General features: G+C 71.3%; 18 protein-coding genes and 1 pseudogene. All 19 read right to left on the bottom strand.

Going from position 1 to position 15312, the window contains the following annotated elements; genetic code table 11:
• Positions 1 to 416: hypothetical protein (locus M1P99_RS28490; RefSeq protein WP_304455997.1), on the bottom strand; the 416-nt coding region annotated here is incomplete at its 3' end.
• Positions 417 to 1254: 838 nt separating this feature from the next.
• A complete protein-coding gene (locus tag M1P99_RS28485) occupies positions 1255 to 1440 on the bottom strand; it encodes a hypothetical protein (protein ID WP_304455996.1) in 186 nt (61 codons plus the stop codon).
• Positions 1441 to 2418: 978 nt separating this feature from the next.
• Positions 2419 to 3153 (bottom strand): hypothetical protein, encoded by a 735-nt coding sequence (locus M1P99_RS28480; RefSeq protein WP_304455995.1) that lies wholly within the window; start codon positions 3151 to 3153, stop codon positions 2419 to 2421.
• Positions 3153 to 3584: a hypothetical protein gene (locus tag M1P99_RS28475; RefSeq protein ID WP_304455994.1), complete on the bottom strand. Its 432-nt coding sequence runs from the start codon at positions 3582 to 3584 to the stop codon at positions 3153 to 3155. The genes M1P99_RS28480 and M1P99_RS28475 overlap by 1 nt, the downstream gene beginning before the upstream one ends.
• 1560 nt (positions 3585 to 5144) lie before the next feature.
• Positions 5145 to 5387 (bottom strand): hypothetical protein, encoded by a 243-nt coding sequence (locus M1P99_RS28470; RefSeq protein ID WP_304455993.1) that lies wholly within the window; start codon positions 5385 to 5387, stop codon positions 5145 to 5147.
• 267 nt (positions 5388 to 5654) lie between these two features.
• Entirely contained in the window at positions 5655 to 5798 is a 144-nt protein-coding gene (locus M1P99_RS28465) for a hypothetical protein (protein ID WP_304455992.1), read from the bottom strand.
• Positions 5799 to 6056: 258 nt separating this feature from the next.
• Positions 6057 to 6218: a hypothetical protein gene (locus M1P99_RS28460; RefSeq protein WP_304455991.1), complete on the bottom strand. Its 162-nt coding sequence runs from the start codon at positions 6216 to 6218 to the stop codon at positions 6057 to 6059.
• Between the two features lie 306 nt (positions 6219 to 6524).
• Positions 6525 to 7079: pseudogene (locus tag M1P99_RS28455) on the bottom strand (DUF5131 family protein).
• A gap of 1070 nt (positions 7080 to 8149) precedes the next feature.
• A complete protein-coding gene (locus tag M1P99_RS28450) occupies positions 8150 to 8452 on the bottom strand; it encodes a phage portal protein (RefSeq protein ID WP_304455990.1) in 303 nt (100 codons plus the stop codon).
• A 221-nt stretch (positions 8453 to 8673) separates the two neighbouring features.
• A complete protein-coding gene (locus M1P99_RS28445; protein ID WP_304455973.1) occupies positions 8674 to 9051 on the bottom strand; it encodes a hypothetical protein in 378 nt (125 codons plus the stop codon).
• A gap of 11 nt (positions 9052 to 9062) precedes the next feature.
• A complete protein-coding gene (locus M1P99_RS28440) occupies positions 9063 to 9869 on the bottom strand; it encodes a terminase TerL endonuclease subunit (protein ID WP_304455998.1) in 807 nt (268 codons plus the stop codon).
• Positions 9791 to 10891: a terminase large subunit domain-containing protein gene (locus M1P99_RS28435; RefSeq protein ID WP_304455989.1), complete on the bottom strand. Its 1101-nt coding sequence runs from the start codon at positions 10889 to 10891 to the stop codon at positions 9791 to 9793. Before M1P99_RS28435 ends, M1P99_RS28440 begins: the two co-directional genes overlap by 79 nt.
• Positions 10860 to 11348, bottom strand: a complete 489-nt coding sequence (locus M1P99_RS28430) for a phage terminase small subunit P27 family (RefSeq protein WP_304455971.1) — start codon at positions 11346 to 11348, stop codon at positions 10860 to 10862. Before M1P99_RS28430 ends, M1P99_RS28435 begins: the two co-directional genes overlap by 32 nt.
• A 157-nt stretch (positions 11349 to 11505) precedes the next feature.
• Complete coding sequence (locus M1P99_RS28425) at positions 11506 to 11760, bottom strand: hypothetical protein (RefSeq protein WP_304455988.1); 255 nt, start codon at positions 11758 to 11760, stop codon at positions 11506 to 11508.
• Between the two features lie 124 nt (positions 11761 to 11884).
• Entirely contained in the window at positions 11885 to 12367 is a 483-nt protein-coding gene (locus M1P99_RS28420) for a hypothetical protein (RefSeq protein ID WP_304455969.1), read from the bottom strand.
• A gap of 17 nt (positions 12368 to 12384) precedes the next feature.
• Complete coding sequence (locus M1P99_RS28415) at positions 12385 to 12903, bottom strand: hypothetical protein (protein WP_304455987.1); 519 nt, start codon at positions 12901 to 12903, stop codon at positions 12385 to 12387.
• 415 nt (positions 12904 to 13318) lie between these two features.
• The gene (locus M1P99_RS28410; RefSeq protein WP_304455965.1) at positions 13319 to 13552 is read right to left on the bottom strand and encodes a hypothetical protein; all 234 of its coding nucleotides are present in this window, start codon (positions 13550 to 13552) and stop codon (positions 13319 to 13321) included.
• A gap of 1270 nt (positions 13553 to 14822) precedes the next feature.
• Positions 14823 to 14957 (bottom strand): hypothetical protein, encoded by a 135-nt coding sequence (locus tag M1P99_RS28405; RefSeq protein ID WP_304455986.1) that lies wholly within the window; start codon positions 14955 to 14957, stop codon positions 14823 to 14825.
• Positions 14944 to 15312: hypothetical protein (locus M1P99_RS28400; RefSeq protein WP_304455985.1), on the bottom strand; the 369-nt coding region annotated here is incomplete at its 5' end. The genes M1P99_RS28405 and M1P99_RS28400, both read right to left, overlap by 14 nt.

Below are 15312 nucleotides of genomic sequence, written 5' to 3'. Positions count from 1 at the left end.
GGGCCAGTCGGGGCCTTCCAGGAGCTTCCGGGCGCAGCTGGTGCGCGGTCATCTGCTCGCCCGTCCGCAGCTTCGGGCTCCGTCCTTGTAACCTGCGGAGCTTGGGCCAGTGCCTCATCGCGGGCTTCGTCGGCTCCGTCCCGCTGGTTCGCGAGGTCGCGCCACGCCTGTCTGCGCTCCGAGCGGGTATTCGATCCCGGCGTCTCGGAGCGCCGTGGTCCGATGCGATCGAGTTCGGCCCCGGCGTCAGCGGCGGCTTTCGCGGCGTCCGCCCCGGTGGGCAGGGCGCTGGTGAACCACGCGACGATCTGGTCACGTTGGGCGTCGGTGAGTTCCAACCCGGAGGTCGGGGCGTCGGCGGTCGGGTTGGCCACGGTGCGGTCCTCCTGGGTTCGGATGGCGGCGATCCCGTCCACGGGCCATGCCGTACACGTACTCGCGGGCAGGGTCCTGCCGATCCGGGTGGACCGGTTCGGGCATCAGGACGGGCGGATCCGGGTTGGGACCTGCTCGGCCGTGACCTCGGTGAATCCGAACGCGGCGAAGGGGGTGTGTGGCCCGCTCGGGCGAGCCAGTGTCACTCACCGGGGGCCTCCTGGTCCGCGCATCCGCTGATGGAGAACTCGCCGGTACGCATGACGCCGGCCCACCCGGTGCCGTAGGCGGCTCGGTCTGCCATGACCATGGGGTCGGCCGGGTTCTCTGCGGCCTGCCGGTAGCCGTCGTGCCAGCCCTCCAGGTAGGCGGGCCCAGCGGGTGGCGTCCTCGGGTTTTAGCAGACGTGTGCAGGGGTCAGCGATGCCGCCGGTGTGCTGGAATGGGCTGTCCGCACTCCCAGCAGGTGGCGGTGAAGTCGGTGATCGCGGGTTCGTAGCTCATTCTGCGGAGTCCTCCTTGCGCGGCTTTCTTCTGCAGGCTCTCGACCAGGGCCGACGACGCCGAACAGGGCGAGCAGCGCGCAGGCGACAGCCGCGGCGATCCACCATCCTCCGAGGGTGAAGAGCCAGGGGCGGCCAGTCCAACCGAACACCGCTGCGACTCCTCCTCCGAGGGTCGCGCCCGCGGGGTCGCGGCGCGCGCTGCGTGCGGCGCCGGCCTGGGTGCGGATGCCGGCGGGGGGTGCGGTCGTCGATCCAGGCCCGTTCGACGTCGATGCCGGCGTCGTGGAGGGCGTCGACGGCGCGGCGGCGTGTGTCGTCGTCCGCGCCGGTGATGGTGATCCACAGTGATCCCATGGGGTCTTCTCCTTCGTGGTCAGGTGGTGGCGTGGGGGTCGAGGCCTGCGCACGCTCCGTCGGGCAGGCGGTCGCCGTCGGCGTGCTCGACGGTCCACATTGCGGGGCCGTCGACAGCGACCAGTCGGCCGACCGGCCAGGTGGCGGGGCGCGGGTCTTGGCCCTCGGGGGCTGCGGTCAGGGTCAGGTCGTAGTCGACGAGCACGGCGCCGCACCAGGCGCACCGCTGGCGCAGGTGCGGGCCGACCCTGGATGTCGAGTCCGGCGATGTGTATGACGTCGGTCAATCGGTCGCTACCTCGGCGGTGCAGGGGGTCATGTTCTGTGCCGCAGTCCTGGCACAGGCTCGCGACGACGCCTGCGCCCCACCACGGTGATGTCAGGAGACCTCCCGGTTGTGGTCGCAGGCGTCCTGGGGGCTATCCGGGCGCGGAGGCTGTTCGAGTTCGGCTCCGAAGCTGGCCGGGAGCTGGGTGTCGCAGGCCGGGCAGAGGTAGGCGAGGGTGTCGCCGGTGACGGCGGATTCGACTGGCTAGGGCGTCGGTCGTGCCGGCAGAGCGCTCGGGTGGTTGTGGTCATGCCCGCCTCCTCGTGCGCGAGGGCGCGGTCGTCGGACGCTGATGCGCCGGGGTCGGGGCCTACGCGGGCGGTGGTCGCGCGCGCGGTGTCTGCCTGGCGGGCTGGTCCGGTGAAGGTGAACCCACGCCTTCGGGTCGGGTTCCTGCGGGCGGGCACGGGCACAGGACCAGCGGTTTCCCCGGAATTTGCCGGTAGGCGGTGCGCACGGCTTCCTGGGCGGCCCTCGAAGGCGGGCCCCTCAGTCCGCTTCCCCGCGCCTCGTTGACCTAGTGGGCGCGGTAGTGCGTTGACGAAACAGCACACGCTGGAGCCGGGCCAACGTTCGTTGCCGGGACATGGCCAAGCGGACGGTGCTCGCACTGCGGGGGGCAGGTTGTCGCCGTAGCTCCCGCAGCGCCGCCACGGCGTCGGCCGGGCACGGCGTTGGAGTGCACGACGAGCTGGGCGCGGTTACGTCGGAAGGCTGTCCGCGACCCGTTCGGGCGTGCAATACGGAGGTCGGCTCGTTACGTCGCTGCCCCAGGGAGCGTCTGCGCCATGCGTTCAGGCCGGACAACGACCGCACGTCGGTTTCAGGGTGGTTGGAATGATCAGTTCGAGGACCTTACGTCGGCGGCCGCTCATGAGGCGGCCCGCTGGGCCACGGTCGACCACGTACGGGTGTCGCGTACTCGTCGGTGGACATGACCCGGCCGCAGTCGGCGCCCTCGCAGCGGACCAGGTCGCGGTCGACCTCATGCACGAGGGTGCGGCGGTCGCATCTCGGGCACGGGAACGGCTTGCGCTTGCCCTCGGGGCGGGCCTTGGCCAGGGCCTGCAGGTGGCGCTGCCACCGCAGCACCGACTGACCGAATCCGACACTGCCGGGGTCGGCGAGGATGCTGTCCAGGTGTGCGCTGAGCCAGGACACGACGACGGTCAGGGCCGGGGCGCCGCGGGACCGTTCGGGCCGGGTGCCGTACCCGCGGGCCTCGCGCCACTGGGCCTCGATGCGGGACAGGTACCCGTACAGCTCGTCGAGGACGTCAGCGGCCGGGCTGGGTGAGGGCGCCGCCTGGGAACCGCGGACCCGGTCGGAGTCGTCGGTGCGGGTGCGGTACCCGTCCGAGGTGGCCGCGATCAGGGGTGCGAGGTTGTCCAGGTCGGCCAGGGCGCGGCGGATGCCGCCGGTGCAGGACCGGCACCACACCGGTTCCCCGGGGGTGGGGATGATGTCGGGCGGGATGGGCCGGTCTCCGCGCGTGTCGGGGTCGGATTCCTCCCAGGTGGTGAGGGCGTTGACGAACGCCTCGCGGCCTTGTCGCCAGGTGCGGTTGCAGGGTCCTTCGCAGACGCTCATCAGCGCTCATCTCCTTCGAGTCGGTGGCGGTCGTGGGTGGGCCGGGCCCTCAGGGCCGGGGGCGTGCCGCCGTGACCCGGGTGCACGTGGCCGAGGTCGCGCCAGCCCTGCGTAGCGAGGTCGACTTCGTCTGCGGTTGGCTCGATGACACCCCACCGGATGTGGTGCCGGCCGGGCAGTTCTGTGGGCCGCAGGTGACTGCCCGGGGCCAGCGCGGGCGCGCCGAGTCCCGTTGGCCGGTGGGCGATGGCCGTGACGAGGGTCCCGCGGTTCTCCGGGCGGCCCGCGACCTCGATGACGTAGCCGATCTCCAGGCCGGGGATCAGCCGCCACTCCGGGGCGTCGCGGAGCCAGTCGGCCAGGCGGCGGCGAGCCCACTCAACGGCTTCCCTCGGCGGGCCGCCGATGGGTCGATGTAGAGGGACGCCCACCCGTATGCGCGGTGCCCTTCGGGCACGAAGTAGCCCAGGCCTCGGGAGATATTGGGGCCGGGGTCTGGCACTGGTTGCTGGCCGTCGCAGTGCTTGGCGGCCCGCAGTTCGCATTCGGGCCGGTCGGGGCGGCGGCGCATGTCCGGGTCGGTGTCGGGTTCGGCGGTGGCCGGGAGGCCGGAGGAGGCCACGCCGCCGGGCGGCGGCGCCCAGGTCATGGAGTCGAAGCTCTGCCGTGCCAATCGATGAGGGCGGTCGTCTGATGCGCCGCAGGGTGTCGTCGGAGTCAGGCACCGGGCACCTCCCCGGACGGAGCATGCCGGGCGCCGCGCGGTATCGCCGCCAGCGCCCTCTCCCGAGCGCGACGGCGTTCCGGCGTCATCCCGAACGGGCGGAACCGCCCGCTAGAACACGCACGTGCCGTGGGACCTCGTGCTCCGGAAGCGGTGTCGTCCGCATCAGGCACGTGAGCGTGGGCGTCGTGGCATGCGGATGCAGTCGCCGTGGAACAGGTGGATCTCACCGCGCCACCACGGCGCACACCTGGGCGTTCCGAGTGGTGTACGGTTGTTGACCGGGTCCATTCCGGCGGTGCCGCAGCCCGCGGCACCAGGGCCGCAAGCGGGTGTGGCAGGCGGCCGCCGGGAGGTACTGATTCAGCGGGAGGCTGTGGATCCGCCAGTGGTGGACGTTATTTTTTGCCACCGCCATCCGGGGCGTGACTTTGTGCAGGATGTGCCGTCCGGGGTCGGCGTCGGACGTGCCAGACGTCGATAAGGCGGCCGAGCTCGAAGGCGAGGGTCTTGAGCCACGCATCAGGCATCGCCCTCCTCGTGCGCGGCTGTCCACCCGGTGGCCTCCTGGTAGGCCGTGCGCAGAGCTCTTCGAGGTTGGGGTCGGCGTCGTCGAGCTGGCCGCGGCTGTGGTGGGTAGTCGCAGAGAGGACACATTCGACCGTGGACCGGTAGAGGTATGACTGCGGTCGGCAGCAGACTGCGGGGATCCCCGATGTGGGCAACCGTGGGGGCGGTCAGGGTGCGGTCCGCTTCCTCCAGCGCACGGAGCCGGTCCAGGGTCGACCGCGCTCAGGAGCTGCTGGAACACGCGCGGCCGACGTCTGCAGGCGCTTCTCCATGGCGTCGGACACGCCTGCTGCTCGGAGAGGGAGGATTCGAGGGCGTTCCGCGCGCTTGCGGGTCGGCCTCCCCGTCAGCTTCGAGGCGTTTCGACCCTCGGGTGCGATGAAGTCCGCCGCGAGGCGGGCGTACTGCTCGGCGTCAAAGCCGCTCGGGTGCCCCTTGCTTCAATGTGCTGCAGGAGTCCGGGTTGTAGAGGCTGCTCATCGGCTTCTCCATGAGGTCGGCCAGGCGGGTGGGCAGGGTCATGAGACCTCCAGGTCGAAGAGGGGCGCCTGCACAGCGGCAGGCTGCGGGGGCCGGGGCGGTCGCCGCGGCGGGGGCGGTGCGTGCGCGGGGTCGGCGCAGCCGTCGGCGGCGTCGCGGTCTCGCAGGAGCACGCGCACATCGCGGGGGCGCCGTCCACACCAGGTAGCGGGAGCCCTCAGCCCCAGAACAGGTCCGAGCCGCCGCTGTCGCGGATCCACGTCTCGTGGAGCTCGGGCCATGACCAGCCGGAGCAGCCGCCGTGGTAGCCGCGGGCGCACCCGCCCGCAGACGGGGGCGGCCAGTGCAGGCACTGTCCTGCCCCATGACGTGCGGGTGGAGCGAGCGGCGCCCAGGCGCGGGGCTGGTGGATCTCCGCGAGCACCTGGTCGGCGACCTCGATCGGCATCGGGGACGGCATCCGGCGGCTGTTGCACTCCCAGCAGCGGCACGTCCGGACGGCAGGCGTGGCCGACGATCCAGACGGCTACCCCGGCGAGGCCGGGTCTCCGGCCGCGGGGCGGGGTCGGGGCTGTAGTCCTCGCGGCAGTCCCTCGCACTGGGACCCACACGCAGGGGCACGAGCACGGGCACCAGTCCGGCCAGCCGCGCTCGGCCACGACGCGGCCGACGAGCACCTGCTCGCGCACGCGCGGGCCTCCTCCTGGCCCATCGGGAAGGGCCGTTCTCATTGGCCGGCCCCCGTGGCTTCCTCCTCCTGGGCGTCGAGGCGCATTTGAAGGTCGGCCTGCTCCAGGGTCACGCGGGTGATTGCGTGCGCCAGGAGCAGGACCATGTGGCGGACGTGCCCGGGGATCGGGTCGATCCGCACCCTCGGGCACATCCGGGAAGGGCTTGTGGTTGCGCTCGAAGTGGTCGAGCACAGCGTCGAGGCCGGCGGGGCGGCACCAGTCATCGGTGGCGTACTTCCTGGCGGGCGCGGAGCCGGGACAACCTCAGCGTCGAGTTCGGCGATGCGCTCGTTGCGGGCGGTCACGTTCATCGGAGCTCAAGGGACTCGAGGCCCGGAGGGCGCCGGCCTCCCCCACAGCCGCGCCGGCCTCTCGGAGGACGGGTTCGACCACGGTCATCACGGCTGTGCGCCCGGTGGGCGGGCCTGCATCAGGGCGTGCTGGCGGGCCGTCTCGGAGTCGGTGCTGGGCTCTATGTACAGGGCCTCCGCGATGGCGGCAGCTAGGTCGCGGGGGTCGGTCTGGCAGGCATCCGGGCCTCCCGAGGTGGGCTCGGGCATATCTGCCGCACTCGCAGGTCTTCGGGCCAGGTGCCTGGGTCGCCGCCCTTGCCGCCGACCCTCGTGCTCGCGCGCCCACACAGACCCGAGGCTGCTGACGAAAGACCGCGGCGCGGCTCGGCGGGCTGGTCTCGCAGGTCACGCACCCATTCGAGGTCGAGGGGGCGGGCGCCGGGCCGGACTTCACCGCCGATGATCACCCAGTCCGGGAGGACTAGGTCGGGGCACGGGCCCGAGCCGAAACCCACCCGCGAAGTCGTGGGTAGGGCAGTGGGCGTGCCCGCGGTTGGAGGCGGACGGGTCCGATCAACGGTTCAGCGGAGACGAATCGGGTGGCGGCCGGGGTCTCCCATCAGGGCGGGGCATGCGGATGTTGGCCCACTTCTGGTTCTCGGCGCTGACACCGAGCCAGATGTTGCGCGGCGGCCGATCCACGGTGGCGGCCAGCGGGGCCACGTCGAGCGGTTCGGTGGCGAACTCGCCGGAGAGGTAGCGGCGGACGAACGACTGCATCCTGGCGTGGCGCTTGGTGAGTACCTGGAAGGTGTGACGGTGCGCGGTCTGCATGACGTCGAACACCCGCGCGATGAACTCGTCCGGCACATGAGCGTGGAACAGGTCGGACATGCTGTTGACGAACACGGTGCGCGGCGACCGCCAGCGCAGGGGGCGCGGTCAGCACGGTCCTCGTGCACGGCCAGCCCGAACCCGGGACCGGAGGTGCGCTCTGGCCCGTCGGTCTGGTACTTCCGCCAACCCCATAGCCTTCAGGCGTCCGGCCATGGTCAGCGCGTAGCAACGGTCGCATCCGGGGCTGACGCGGTCGCATCCGGTGGTGGGGTTCCACGTGACGCCGTCCACTCGATGCTGCTCATGATCGGCTGCTCCTCGCGGTAGTGCGGCGGTCCTCCGTGAGGTCGATCAGCGCGCCCTGGAACGCGCCCCGCGATCCGGGCCGCGCCCGGGTCGTAGTGCCCCGGTGCGTGCCGCACGCGGGAGGGCAGGGGTTAACGCGGAGCCATCCGGCGCGGATCGTGTCCCACTCCCAGTGGTGCGGCACGGCGTAGCCCGGGTTGCTGGCGAGCAGGTCGGACAGCCGATCTTGGACCTGCTCGTCGGTAGTGCCTTCGGATGAGGGCCATGGGGCCGTCGTCGGTGGAGAGGACCTGGGCGGTGGTGCTTCCTCACGGGCTGCTCCTTCGTGCCGGGCCGGCGCGCCAGGGTGGCGTCGGTCGTGCGGCGGATACGGGCGGGCCAGCCGTCGGGGTCACCAAACAGGTCGGGGGCGGGCGACGTCGGCGACGGGCCGGCGTCGGACTCCATGGCCAGTCGTCGTCGTAGGCCTCGTCCTCGCACGGGCATCGGCGTTCGGAGCGGTCCCAGCGCACCGCCCCCGGCGCGGGTTCGAGAACTGGGGCGTCGTTACCCGCCCGGGGAGCAGGGCACGGACGATCACGTCCTTGAACCGCCGCTGCAGCGGGCATGTACCGTTCGCGTTCCTAGAAGCTCCGGCCGGGGCCTCCGCGTAGTTCGCGAAGGATGGACCGGTCCAGTCCGACCTTGGCGGCTGTATACATGATCTTGCTGCACTCCCGAACCGCCATGCAGATCCGCGACTCTGCGATGGTGCGCAGGTCCGGGAACTCCAGCTTGTCCAGGTCGAGCCCGAGGGACCTTGGCGTCCATGGCCCTTGCTGCAGGACGGCCGGTTTCGCCGCGGCGGGGCACCGCCGAACTTCTGCTTCACTTCGTGACGAGCCGCTCGGCGTTGTCCTCGTCGAGCTGCTGCTGGACGGTGATGATCGTGCCGGGCACCGCACGGTTCTGCAGCAGGGCCTTCACGAAGTCGGTGCCTCGTTGTCGAGGGCGACCGCCCGCAGCGCGGTGGCCCGAGCGGCGGCTTGCCGCGACGAAGAGGGTCACGGGGTTGGTCAGCTACAGGAATTCGCGATGACGTCCTCGCCGAAGGTCGACGATCCTGCCGCCTGCGCCGGCGAGGGAACCCGAACCGCAGGCGGCCGTTTGGGCTGGAGCCAGAACCGGACGAGGTCGGGGCGCAGCGGCCAGAGCTGGACGGGGCGCCCGGCCTGGTCGCGGACGATCTCCCAGAACGCCGTGCCCGCCAGCATCATGTGGATGACCGTGAGCTCGAACAGCTCGAACTCCGACAGGATCGGGTTTCGGGTCCGCGAGCAGGCGGCGCGCAGCGGGTGGTTCTCCTTGGCCTCCCCCAAACCCGTCGGGGCCGTACACACGCAGGACGGCCTCGGGCATCGAGGTGGCCAGCTCTCATGATGCAGGCGTAGACGAGCTCGTTGCGGCCGAAACCCGTGCGCGGCCGCGGAGAGGAACCCCGAGCTCGGGTACAGCGGAGCTCCGGGGCCCAGGTTCAGCGTGGGCGACAGCCCACTGGCGCCTGCCGCCTTCGTCTCGGGCGGGCCGCTGAGCCACCCCATCAGGCGTTCCACCCGGTGAGGATCGACAGCGCGGCCATCTCGACTCCCGCGGTGACGGCGACAGCGCCGGCGCCGATGGCCGTGGTCGCCGCTGCGGCGGCGAGCAGCCCGACTCCGAGGGGCAGCACGATCGCGCCGACGACCATGGTCGTCACGGCGATGGTGCGCCGGGGCATCTGGCGGGTGCGGGCCAGCGCCGCGCGGACGCTGGCCGCGGCGGCCTTGGTCCGCGCGGTGACGTCGTCGGCGCGCACCTGGCCGGAACCGGCGGGGGCGAGCAGCCACACCAGGGCCCCGAGTGCGAGCAGGGCCCACCCGGGCCCGGTGAGCATCCAGGTTCCGGCGGCAAGGCAGGCCACAGCAGCCCATCGGTGCATCCGCGTGCTCCTCAGAAGATGTCGGCCTGGGGCAGGTTGTCGGCGTCGCGGGCGGCCTCGGCCAGGCGGCCGTCGACGGCGAAGATGACGGCGAGCATTCCGTCGATCCGCAGCCCGGACTTGTGCCGGTTGGGCTTGACGGGGCGGACCCGGTCCGGGTCGTCGCGCGGGCTCTTGGCTTCGAGGTTGTCGGCCATCCACCGGGCGACCGGGTTGCCGAAGGTCGCCAGCTCACGGCCGATGAGCAGCCGCTTGAGCTCGTTCATCGGGGCGGTCATCTTGTCGAAGGTCGTGCCCGACTCCACCATCTCCAGGCCGGTGCGGCTCTGCACCTCCTGGCGGACCGGCTCACCCGACCAGCGGTCGTAGGTGACGTCGACGATGGCGTACCGGGCGTGGTCTTCCTCGATGTCGGCGTAGACGGTCTCGTAGTCGATGACGTCGCCTTCGGTCGCGGTCACCCACCCGGCGGCCACCCACTGGGAGAACTTCCCGTCGGTGTGCTCGTCGAGGGCGGGCAGGACCGACTCGGGGGCCCAGAACCGCCAGACCACGCTGCCGTCCGCGAACAGCAGCGCCCACGCGGTGAGGTCCAACTTCGAGGACAGGTCGAGGCCGGCCCAGCACTTGCGGCCTTCGAGCTTCGGGACGATCCAGTCGGGGGTCGCGGCGATCTCACCCGTGTTCGCGTCCCACAGGTCCATGGTGATCCAGCGCGACGCCTGCTGAACCCTCTGGTTCAGCGAGAACTGGCAGAACGAGTTGGCCTTGGTCGGGTCCGTCTTGGCGTCGAGGGCTTGGCGGCGCATCGCATCCAGGGACTTGAACTCACCCAGTGCTGGGTTGGGCCACTTCCAGTTCGCCTCGTCCCACGGGTCAGGGACACCGGCAGGTCGGGGTGGTGGGGGAACGTCTTGCGCAGCCGGTCGAGTTCCTCCTGCGAGCGCGGCATCTTGCGGACGTAGGCGAACACGTGCGGCGCGCGGGCCGGGTCGGCCTGGATCTGCTCGGCCTCGTCGATGAGGTCGGCGCCGAAGGACGCGGAGTCGTTCGTCTCCGTCGTGATGGCGAACAGCAGCTCCTGGAGCCGCGCACCGACCGCCGTGGTCAGCGCCGCCCACAGCGACCCGTCGCGCTGGCTCAGAACCTCGTCGAGGCAGAACCCGTGCGGGTTGTGCCCGAGCTCGCCGTCGGCGTCCGCCGTGATGATCTCGTAGTAGGACGCCGTGCGCTCATCGACCAGACGGCGCGCGTTCTTGGCGTGCTTGATCCGGGCGGACAGCTTCGGCTGGAGCTGCATCATCCTCAAGGCGGGCTCGAAGACTTTGCCGGCCTGCTTGGTGTCGGCCGCCGCGCCGTAGACCTCCGCGGACTCCTCGTCGTCACCGACCAGGAGGTAGAGCAGCAGTCCTGCCGCGAGCTCGCTCTTGCCGTTCTTCCTGGCGAGGACCACGTAGGCGATCCGGTACCGGCGGACGTAGCAGCCGTACTCGGCGGACCAGACGACCTCGCCGAAGAGGGGCCGCACGATCTCGTGCTCCTGCCAGGCCTTGAGCACGAACGGCTTGCGCCGGTGTGGGCCCTTGGTGTGCACGAGCAGCTCGGCGAAGAACGCGACCACCCGGTCGGCGCGCGGCTCGCAGTAGTGCGCGCCCTTCTTCTCGCACTGCTGGCCCCGGAAGGTGTACCCGCACACGTCACCGCGGCGCGTGCGCGGCCGCCACCGCCGTTCGTGGTCCACCACCAGCGTGCGCGGTCGGCGCGGCCGGCGCCCCGCGGGCGTCGCGCGCTTGGCGCGCGGCGCCGGGCTACCCGGTGAGGAGGTCGTCCTTCGCGCCATGCGCGTCGCCTCCGATGCTGAGCGACGCGCGGTCCGACGGGGTCAGCCCGTACCGGGCGCCGTACCGGGCGACGATCTCGGCGTAGTCCTTCAGCGCCGTCAGCGCTGGGTTCTTCACCGTGCCCCGGGCGCCCGCGATGGTCAGCCCCTCGCGGGACACGGTCATCGCGGCCCGGCGGTGGCCGACCACGGCGTCGCAGAACACCGCGAACGACTCCACGTCCCACGCGGTCAGGACGCCCTGGCGGATCAGGTCCGGGGTCAGGCGGTGCCACACGTCCAGGGCGCTCTCGACCCCGTCCTTGGCTTCGGCGTCCAGGTCCAGCAGCCACTCGGGCGGCGCGATCTCGCCCTCGTCGGGGATCGGCTCGCCGTCGTTGATGCGGTCCGGGCGGTCGCCGTGCAACACCTTGAGCGAGGTCGGCTTCGTGGGGCGGCCCTGTCCTCCACGTCCCATGACGACCTCCCTGCTCTCATCGCTGCACAGATTCGGATCTTTTGTCGGCGAGGACGCGCAGTCCACCAGGGCGTTTGCTCGGCCTGCTCCCCCAGGTCGGCGACCCACCCCCTCCCCCCTGTGGATACCGGGGGTCGGCGGGGTGATCGAACCGGCCTTACCTGCGGTTCCACCCACCGGGCTGGTGTTGGGCGGTCTCGGAGGAGTGACACGGGCGGCAGAGACCGCGGCCGTACTCGGGGTCGTTGGGGTCGAGCCCTCGGGCCACCAGCTCCTTGCGTGAGAGCGGGTGATGGTCGGCCTGGGTTGCTGGGTCGCCGCACAGGACGCAGTCGGGGTCGCGGGCGAGTACGCCGGCGCGGAAAGCGGTCGCGGTGCTCTGCTCCGTACCCCTGGGCGGTGCTGGTGCCATCGTGCCCTCTCGCCGCGCCTGCGCATGCGTGTGCGGCACTGGGGGTGAGCACTGGCCGTCGGGTCCCTTGAGCTTCCTGCAGCGGGTGCAGCGGCGGGGTGCTCTGCTGGGCACGGCTGGCTCGCTACTCGGGGTCGGGCCGGTACACGGCCAGCTGCTCGATGCCAGCGAAGATGGCGGCGTCGACGCCGGGCATGCGGTGGGCGACGTCGGCCTTGAGCTTCGCGGCCGTCTCCGCGGTGATGACCGCCTTGCTGCGCAGGATGAGGGTGTCGCCGGGGCGGACGACCTGGGGGTCGCCGTGGGCGCTGCGCATGAGGGGCGTGCCGGTGGCGGCCACCTCGGCGGTGAGCGCGGCGAGGCGCTGGTACTTCTCCTCGGTGGTGTGCCCGTCCCAGGTCGGGCCGTCGTCCACGGTGGGCACGTGGGCGAACAGGTCGAGGTCGTCCGGGCTGAGGTGCCAGCTCATCTGGCCGTGCGGGGTGTCCACGTAGATGAGCGACCAGCCCGGCGTCTGCGGGTCCCCATCGGGGACGATGACGGCTGGGTACTGGGCGGCGAGGAGCGCGACGAGTGCGGCACGCTCGCGGTAGACGGCGTCGGGCATGGGCGGGGCCTCTCCGGTCAGGCGCTCAGGGCGTAGTCGTCTAGGACCGGCCATGCGTAGGCCAGCCAGTTCAGGGCGGCATTCCAGCTCACCGCCTGGTGCAGGCTGATCTCCTCGCCTGGGCGGTGCACGATGACCCGCCAGGGAGTCTCAGGGCAGATGACCTGGTGGCCACGGCGGACCTCGGCCTTGTAGATGCGGTAGCGGCTCACGGCTCGAACGCGATGAGCTTCAGCTCGGCGCTGGCGACGTCGATCGGGACCGAGGTGCCGTACAGGGCGGGCGAGAGGCGACCCGAAGGTGCGCGTGGCCCCGGCGGGGATGGACACCACGGTGTCGTCGACGGCCTTGCCTCCGACGGTGATGGGCGTGCCGAGCGTCAGGTCGAGCGCGCTGGCGTCGTTGTTGCGCACGCGCAGGATGGTCTTCCCGGTGTTGGGGAGCGCGTGCTGGTTGACGGCGTCTCCGTCGGTCTCGGTGGGGTCGGCGACCCCGGCGTCCGACAGAGTGGTGACTGGGATGGTGACGCGCGGCATGGCGACCTCCGGTGGTGTGTGGGTACGCGTGTTCGATCAGCGGTCGTCTGCCGCCGGCGTTCGTGTCGGGTGTCAGCGGAGGGCGGCCACGATGGCGTGGAAGAGGGCGTCCTTGCGGCGCTGGTCTTCCGGGAGTTCCTCGTAGGGCAACCAGGCACGGGTGGGTGCGGTCCCTCGACAGGGACTTGTATCGGGCCGTACTTCCACCCGTCGAAGCGCTTGTGTGCGCACCACGATTCGTGGAGCTGTGCAGGGGTGGCGCCGTCGAGGGCCTGCTCGACACCGACAAGCGCGGACTCGTGCTGCCACTCGGGGGCTTCGTCCCACGGTGGGGACACGGCGGGGTCACCGGTGACGACCTGGTAGGCGCGGTTGGCGTCGTAGCAGACGCGGGCGATGCCGGCGTGGTCCATGTTCAGAGCCTGCTCTCGGGCTGGAAGACGGATCTCACGAGCCACATGAAGCCCTGCTGAAGGTTCGTGCGGCCGAGTTCGAGCATGCGCTGGTCGACGCCGTCGCGGGCCTGGAGCTCTGCGACGAGGTCCCCGAGCTCGTTCTCCGCGGCCTTGACGCGGTTGACGATGTCGATGCGGTCCTGCGGGTGCTGCCGGTATCCGGTGACCGCGCCGGGCGCCTGCGGGTCGGCCATGGTGGAGTGCCTCCTCGGGCAGCCGCCAGTCCTCACCTGCAGTGCGGGTGGGGCTGGGAGTGTGGTGCCCCGCCCTCCAGGAGCCGCCCCGGGTGGGGCGGTGGGCGGGGCTGTACCCGGCACGGCGGGACGCCGACGGGTTGGGTTGCCGGGTACGACGTGGGGCCCGCTGTGTGCCGGGGCGGGCCGGCCCGGCCGGGGGCGCGACTCCCGGTACTGCGCGGGGTGAGACAGAGGGCCCGGCGCCACCAGGAGCAGGAGTTTAGGTTCTTGGTGGGGCCGGGCGGGCCGGGAGGTCGGCGTGCCCGCGGAACGGGTGTCGCTCAGGCTTCCCGGGGCATACGAAACGCCCGGGGCCTGGTGGCCGTCCGGGCGTTGGGTACACGTATTCAACTCTGAGTACAGGATATGCCACGCCCTCTACGCTGCGCAACCAGGGGCCGGGGCGGGTGCGGAGCAGTGCGCCGCTCGCGTTCGACCTCGAACAGGGTCGGCGGCGTTGACGTGCCCGAGTCGTTCGGTGAGGCGCCCGGACAGGATCCACCGTTGGATGGTGCGGAGGCTGACTCCGGCCGCCTCGGCTGCCTCGGCCCCGGTTGTACCAGCGCTGCCGCGGGTCGGTGTGATCGAGCATTGTGACCCCCTTCATCCAGCAGGGCAGCCTACCCGCTGGATGAGGGAGGAGCGGCTGGGGGGCGTCACCGGGGCCTCTGGCGGTCGTATATGTCAGAGCAGGTCGTGCTGTTCAGCGAAGCGCGCGCCCGGCGTCGGTCAGTCCGCCGAAGTTCAGGACCATGGACGATGATCCTTGGTCGGGTGCCGCCGCGGGCCACGTGGGAGAAGGCGCGGTAGCTGCGGTCGAGGGAATCGACCCGCAGCTTCCACGGTGCCGGTGCTGACGTTCAGGTCGCGTGCTACCGCACCGGGCATCAGGAATGTCGTGCGGTGCTGCTACGACGGCTTCAAGGACACGTATCTGGAGGTCTGTCATGGGTTCACGGTAGGCCTATCGGGCCCGGGAGACTTCGGAACTGTCGATCCTTCACGGACGCCACTGCTCCCGGTAGTCCGAGTGGTCGGACGTAGGGCACGGCCATGGCCCTCGCGATGGCGTAGGCCTTGGGTCCAGCGCCCCAGCTCCGCGCCGAGTTCCGGTGCGGCGACTTCCCCGGAGGCGGCTTCGAGGTCGGGGCGGATGATGTCGAGCATCCACCGCTTCGATGCGAGGTCTCGGCGCAGCCACGCCACCTCGCGGTCCACAGTCCCCCAGTCACCCGTCAGCACGGCGTTGACAGCGGTGCCGCCCAAGGGTGGCCGCGGGCGAGTTGGGCGGTCCGCTGGTCGCGTCTTCGAGGGCGCCTTCGTATTCGTCCAGGCGCGCGGCCAGGAACTCAGTGATCGTCATGGTGCTCTTCTCCTCGGTGCTTGGCGAGTGCGTACAGGTACGCGTACTCGCCGCCTTCGTATGCCCAGTCACAGTCCGGCTCTGGGCACAGGCCCATGCCGGGGCTCATACGGATCAGGAGGCCGTCGGGGTCGGGGCGGTGGCCTGGGAGGACGGCCGCCCGCCGACCGTCCCAGCGTGGTCGGCGGAGCAGACGGCGAATCGCGTCGATGATGCTCACGGGGTTCCTCTCGTCGGAGCCGGTCACCACACGTCCGGGATGTCCACGGGCTCTTTCGCCCTCCACGAGGATCGCGACCTTGCCCAGGTACCGGGCGACATCCGTCACGGAGTCCCAGGACGCCTGGACTTCCAC

The organism is Nocardiopsis sp. YSL2 (assembly GCF_030555055.1).
In the GTDB taxonomy this organism is placed as follows: Bacteria; Actinomycetota; Actinomycetes; order Streptosporangiales; family Streptosporangiaceae; genus Nocardiopsis.
This window is presented reverse-complemented; position numbering and strand designations above follow the sequence as displayed.

What these genes read in the sequence shown, in the direction of transcription:
- M1P99_RS28480 (WP_304455995.1), bottom strand. Translation starts at nt 3,153, where the DNA reads ATGAGCGTCTGCGAAGGACCCTGCAACCGCACCTGGCGACAAGGCCGC.
- M1P99_RS28470 (WP_304455993.1), bottom strand. Translation starts at nt 5,387, where the DNA reads ATGCCGTCCCCGATGCCGATCGAGGTCGCCGACCAGGTGCTCGCGGAG.
- M1P99_RS28460 (WP_304455991.1), bottom strand. Translation starts at nt 6,218, where the DNA reads ATGCCCGAGCCCACCTCGGGAGGCCCGGATGCCTGCCAGACCGACCCC.
- M1P99_RS28445 (WP_304455973.1), bottom strand. Translation starts at nt 9,051, where the DNA reads ATGCACCGATGGGCTGCTGTGGCCTGCCTTGCCGCCGGAACCTGGATG.
- M1P99_RS28435 (WP_304455989.1), bottom strand. Translation starts at nt 10,891, where the DNA reads ATGGCGCGAAGGACGACCTCCTCACCGGGTAGCCCGGCGCCGCGCGCC.
- M1P99_RS28430 (WP_304455971.1), bottom strand. Translation starts at nt 11,348, where the DNA reads ATGGGACGTGGAGGACAGGGCCGCCCCACGAAGCCGACCTCGCTCAAG.
- M1P99_RS28425 (WP_304455988.1), bottom strand. Translation starts at nt 11,760, where the DNA reads ATGGCACCAGCACCGCCCAGGGGTACGGAGCAGAGCACCGCGACCGCT.
- M1P99_RS28420 (WP_304455969.1), bottom strand. Translation starts at nt 12,367, where the DNA reads ATGCCCGACGCCGTCTACCGCGAGCGTGCCGCACTCGTCGCGCTCCTC.
- M1P99_RS28415 (WP_304455987.1), bottom strand. Translation starts at nt 12,903, where the DNA reads ATGCCGCGCGTCACCATCCCAGTCACCACTCTGTCGGACGCCGGGGTC.
- M1P99_RS28410 (WP_304455965.1), bottom strand. Translation starts at nt 13,552, where the DNA reads ATGGCCGACCCGCAGGCGCCCGGCGCGGTCACCGGATACCGGCAGCAC.
- M1P99_RS28405 (WP_304455986.1), bottom strand. Translation starts at nt 14,957, where the DNA reads ATGACGATCACTGAGTTCCTGGCCGCGCGCCTGGACGAATACGAAGGC.